Source organism: Pectobacterium fontis, assembly GCF_000803215.1.
Lineage (GTDB): Bacteria > Pseudomonadota > Gammaproteobacteria > Enterobacterales > Enterobacteriaceae > Pectobacterium > Pectobacterium fontis.
Map to the genome: position 1 here is coordinate 1 of NZ_JSXC01000086.1, position 372 is coordinate 372.

Annotated in this window: 1 protein-coding gene; it reads right to left on the minus strand. The window is 41.1% G+C overall.

What is annotated here, in order from left to right:
* Positions 1-216 (minus strand): IS200/IS605 family transposase (gene tnpA / locus OI69_RS18675; protein ID WP_039354171.1); only part of this gene is annotated, 216 nt, incomplete at its 3' end.
* Positions 217-372 lie beyond the last annotated feature (156 nt).

The window sequence follows — 372 nt, forward strand, 5'->3', positions numbered from 1 at the left end:
TTTCGGGGGGATACTGACTAGCATATGAACATGATCCGGCATCAGATGCCCTTCTATTATTTCGACTCCTTTATACTTACAAAGGTCTCGTAATATCTCACCCACACTTGAACGTATACTATTAAAAATCACTTTCCGTCTGTACTTCGGCGAAAAGACGATATGGTATTTGCACAGCCATTTTGTATGCGCTGAGCTTTGTGCTTTAATGCCCATAAACACCTTTCCTGATTTTAGTTACGATTATTAGCTTGAACATCTGTATCGTAACGGAAAGGTGTTTTTCTTGGTATAACCCTTTGATACCACCCGCAAAGCAGGTGGTTGTATGTTCAAGACGCTAACGCGCCTTGAACTGGCTAAAGCCAAAAA